Annotated in this window: 6 protein-coding genes; 1 reads left to right on the top strand and 5 read right to left on the bottom strand. The window is 42.2% G+C overall.

Going from position 1 to position 4,458, the window contains the following annotated elements; genetic code table 11:
* Positions 1-239, top strand: a 239-nt coding sequence (locus CK501_RS17050; RefSeq protein WP_143421471.1) for an IS30 family transposase, incomplete at its 5' end; no start/stop codon positions are given.
* Here CK501_RS17050 and CK501_RS16785 read toward each other — a convergent pair.
* From CK501_RS16785 to CK501_RS16580, 5 genes are all read right to left on the bottom strand, one after another.
* The gene (locus CK501_RS16785; protein ID WP_143421472.1) at positions 161-1,459 is read right to left on the bottom strand and encodes a hypothetical protein; all 1,299 of its coding nucleotides are present in this window, start codon (positions 1,457-1,459) and stop codon (positions 161-163) included. The genes CK501_RS17050 and CK501_RS16785 overlap by 79 nt on opposite strands.
* Positions 1,460-1,505: 46 nt before the next feature.
* Positions 1,506-2,285, bottom strand: coding sequence for a sulfotransferase family protein (locus CK501_RS16565; RefSeq protein ID WP_158223138.1), 780 nt, complete (start codon positions 2,283-2,285; stop codon positions 1,506-1,508).
* 193 nt (positions 2,286-2,478) lie between these two features.
* Positions 2,479-3,555, bottom strand: coding sequence for a glycosyltransferase family 2 protein (locus CK501_RS17315; RefSeq protein WP_095618818.1), 1,077 nt, complete (start codon positions 3,553-3,555; stop codon positions 2,479-2,481).
* A gap of 93 nt (positions 3,556-3,648) precedes the next feature.
* A complete protein-coding gene (locus CK501_RS16575) occupies positions 3,649-4,269 on the bottom strand; it encodes a sulfotransferase (protein ID WP_198949578.1) in 621 nt (206 codons plus the stop codon).
* The coding region (locus tag CK501_RS16580; RefSeq protein ID WP_143421471.1) for an IS30 family transposase at positions 4,220-4,458 on the bottom strand (239 nt) is incomplete at its 5' end. The genes CK501_RS16580 and CK501_RS16575, both read right to left, overlap by 50 nt.

Below are 4,458 nucleotides of genomic sequence, written 5' to 3' on the forward strand. Positions count from 1 at the left end.
TCTGCGATCCGTACCGCTCCAGCCAGCGGGGCACGAATGAGAACACCAACGGGCTGCTGCGCCAGTATTTCCCGAAGGGCACGGACTTCCGCAAGATCTCTGACAAAGCGCTCCGGGCCACCGTAAAGCAACTGAATAACCGACCCCGGAAACGGCTCGGTTATCGCACACCGGCGGAAGTGTTCTGGGGTGAATACTCAGGCGCACTGGAAACGGGTGGTGCTGCAGTTATTAGTTGAAACCAAGAAAGAAATGCTGTGTGAATAGAACGAACCAAAACTGAAGAGATAAAGGTCAATAGTATAAGCCCAACGGCATGGAATTCCATGAAACCCTTCCAGTTGCCAGGGGGCCATGAGGTGGCCGAATAATGCTGCGCTGGCATATTCGGAACGACGTTTTTCCCTTGAGCCATATCGCGAATGTAAACGCCCTCATCTACGGGTGGTTTGTCTGGGTAAATGCCGCTAGGAATTGGTGCCGTTACCAGGTTAAGGTAACCTTTTCCAAGCCAAACTGGAGAATTATTAAAATAACTCACAAGAGTAACTTCTGTCCTGTAATTTCCGAGCCTTGGTATAATTCTCTCGGTCAAAGCCTCAATAGCAGTATTGGTGATATGGCCTGGTCTTTCAATATAATCACTTGGTTGAATTGAGGGTGATCTGGATATGCCTATAACAGCAAGGATCAAGATTGAAGTAATTGCCACCAGTATAGGCTTGAGAGTGAAAGGGTTTAACCTTTTCTGCCAGTAATTTATTGCAAGGAGCAAAATGATTAAAGCGGAAATTACTGGAGCTCGCCCTCCGAAAGCACCTTGAGAAAGTGCAACAACGATTGTTAAAAAAGCTAGAGTCCCAAAATTTAGGATGCTCTGTTTCTTGATTAGAAGTGAATGAACAGAAAAGGTAAACCCTAAAAGTATTAGGAAGGTACCTGCATGCATCCAATATGATAATCCAGAGGTGATGCTGGTACGTTGGCTAATATTCTGCCATATAAAAGATAGGCCTCCGACATAAACTACCATCGACGCTATGACAAAGAAACCAGCTGTTGTTAATAGTAATCCGAAGTTGAGTTCTTTGTTAATGTTTTTTTTGTTCAGTCGAGAGACAAAAAATTTATTTGAAAAATATCTCCCAGCTGAATATCCAATACTTGAGTTCAAACCGAGCAGGGCAACGGCAAAATTAATTACTGCTAGAGTGGCCGTCCAGCCAAGTGTAACTGGTATCGCGGAGGAGCTCTGGATGGTTATAATTATATTATGTAAAGGCTGAGGGTCAAGCGACTGGAGGAATTTTCCAGGCAAAGATAGCAGTGTAAAATATATAAAAAAGAGGCTTGGGTTCCACCAGTCCCTCTGGCTCTTACTCTTGCAAAACTCACGGATTACGAGTGTTAGTGAAGTCGCCGCAATTGTTGTGGTAGCTGTAAGGAGAAAATAGTTCAAGGCCTGTCCTAGAAACTTGTCTGAAGAGCAGATTTGTAATCTTGAATTACCAGTTTAAACGACCAATGGCGTCGAAAAGTTTTTTGTTTGGAGTCTCGTAGAAATTGTCAAGAAAGTTTCTATCTTCAGGTAGCATGGGTTCGGTATACGTCCGCTGATTTCTTGCTTCGTTGGCCACGGAATCTATATCGAAGGACTGTACACCCAAAAAATCGGTTATCTTTTTCAAGCTTGCCTCAAGGTTATCGGTTAGGTCCTTGAATCCCAAAACTAGGAACTGGTCTTTGCTAAAATACTTCCAGTACTCTTCTAATTGTTTCAGGTAAAGTCCTCGCCTTAAGATTCCAGGCTCAAACTCAGTATCACTATTAATTATCTCGAGCTCAATGTCTATGCATTCTCGGAATGACGGAAACTTCGTTCGATTTTCAAATAACTTGGAAGCAAGCTCATTCCCTGGAAGCGTTGGTTTTTCTAAGACTGCCTTTTTATATCTTCCAGATTCAAAAAGGTTCCTGTAGTGATTCCAGGCGGAATAAGCACGTTTCCCGGGCTCTCTTAGTACAACAATAAATTTCATTGATGGGTAGGAGTAGTATATTGCTGGTGCGACATTAGGGTGATAAAGGTATGCTGGTGTCGCTTCAAAATGCGACCTAGATCGTAACCCACGAAAGGATGTTCTGTAGTCCGTTATGGTTTTTCCGAAATGCCTGTCCCGATGGAAATACCCGACTTCCTTAGGGTTTGAGCCGGATATTTTTGGGTGTTGCGATAGGTAATGATATAGAGAGGAAGTGCCCGCCTTTTGGGCGCCGATAATCATAAAGGCCGGGTCGTTCGCTGGAAATAAAGATTTGAGTAGGTACTTATAACGATCCAAAAGTATTTTGGATATTTTTTTAGACATAATTTTGTTAAGCATATAATTCAGGGAAAAGAGTTAAAGGAATTTGTAGACGGTAAGTGTGGTATATGTGTCCGTGGCTTTTGGAGTTTGAAAAGAATAGCTTTAACGGTTAGTTGTTCTTCTTGAGGTGACAGAGATCCTTTAAGTTTAGGATCTTCCATCGAAGAGCATTCCCTTTAATCAAAATTCTGATCATCCACGGCATATGCCGCAAAAAATGTAATAACCTTTGGCGTTTTGAAACGGATTTTTTGAGGGACCAACTATCTCCAATTAGGCCTCTGAAGCTTTTGTTATCCAGGCTTTCCAGATAAAATTGTGCATATTGCATTCTAGTTTTGGCCTTGAGCTCGGTTATCGCGTCATGAAGCTGGTATTGTAAATCTCGGTCCAAGCAGTCGAGACAAAATTCTTGCCCTTTAAGTTTTTGGGACAGCTTTTCTTTAGATGCTCTTTTTAAGGCATTACTCATTGAGGAGGTTGTGTTACACCTATAAATGGACATTGGCCACGGCAAATAAATAGCGCCATTCGTACTTCCCAGTATTTGGAAGAACGTGTCACCTTCAGAAGCTGAGTCAAACCAGTTTGGTAAGCTATAAATAATCTTGGATTTGATCATTATTGACGACGTTGGCATTACTCCTCCTCCGTATCTTATAATGAAGTCCAAGGTTAATATGGTTTCATGATTTGAATAATTGTTTCTGATTTTTGAAAGTGAGTTTCCTCGCATCAAGAAAGCCGGATGGAGACAAATATCTTTCGTCTCGTATCTTTTTAGAGCGGCTGCTTGAAGTTGTATTTTGAGATCTGATGTCCAGTAGTCGTCGCCGTCACAAAAAGCGATGTATTCGCCAGAGCAATATTTAGAAGCAAGCCTTGTAGGTTTGATGCCTTTTTGGAATTGGTTTTCGCGAGATTTTATATATTTTATGATATTGGGGTATAGTTTTTTGTATTTTTTTATTATCTTGTCTGTGTCGTCGTTAGATGCATCGTTATGTATCACTATTTCAAAAGGGTACTGGGTTTTTTGGTGCAGGAAACCACAGATAGTTTTTTCTATATAATTGTCGTGATTGTATGTTGGGCACCATATGCTAATAACGGCACAATCGCAAGGTTGGTCCCAGTGTGACATTATTTGGTTTTCGTTGGGTGCGCTTCGAAACATTTCGGACATTTTGGGCTAGTTTATTAGCTATGGTGTTTTAGGTTTAAAATTTTGTTTTTTGTTTTGGAGAAATAATGAATTTGTTAGTCTTGGTTTTGGGTTTTATGTACGGTTTTCCCATGGAAATCCGGTGTAAGGTGAGTCAATACCTATGAAGTTTATAAATCTTTGGTATGCGTTTTTGTCTGATACATTGATGACAAGAAGGTCATTTGGTCTATTTTTGAAATACTCATAAACATCTGAGTTGTGCTTTCGGTAATGGGCTTTCATGATTTCTTCGTTGTAGGGGTCGTCGTCAGATGTTCCGTGAAGTTTTACCGTGTTGTACATGAACCCCTTTCGAACGTATCGTGCGCATTTTAAGTCTTCGGCTGTAGGCGTTTTTCCGTGAGAGCCATATCTTTTAGCATGAAAACGAGTGATAGATTTGTACCATTGGTCTTCATCGTCACGAATTGTAAGAATGAATTTGCTGCCTGGGTAATATTTGTCGAGGTACTTGAATAGCTCAGGGCAGCTAAAAGGTACATCTTGGAAGACTTGCCCATATTTGCAAAATTCAATGATGGGGCCGTATTCACCCTTGAAATAAAATGAATCATAAAGTTTTTCTGCTTGGCGCTGATCTGCCACCGGGAAACCTAGGTCTTCAAATGCTTTTTTCTTGGTTTCAACTAATAACTGCAGCACCACCCGTTTCCAGTGCGCCTGAGTATTCACCCCAGAACACTTCCGCCGGTGTGCGATAACCGAGCCGTTTCCGGGGTCGGTTATTCAGTTGCTTTACGGTGGCCCGGAGCGCTTTGTCAGAGATCTTGCGGAAGTCCGTGCCCTTCGGGAAATACTGGCGCAGCAGCCCGTTGGTGTTCTCATTCGTGCCCCGCTGGCTGGAGCGGTACGGATCGCAGA

Origin of the sequence: Halovibrio salipaludis (genome assembly GCF_002286965.1) — a bacterium.
GTDB classification, from domain to species: domain Bacteria; phylum Pseudomonadota; class Gammaproteobacteria; order Pseudomonadales; family Oleiphilaceae; genus Halospina; species Halospina salipaludis.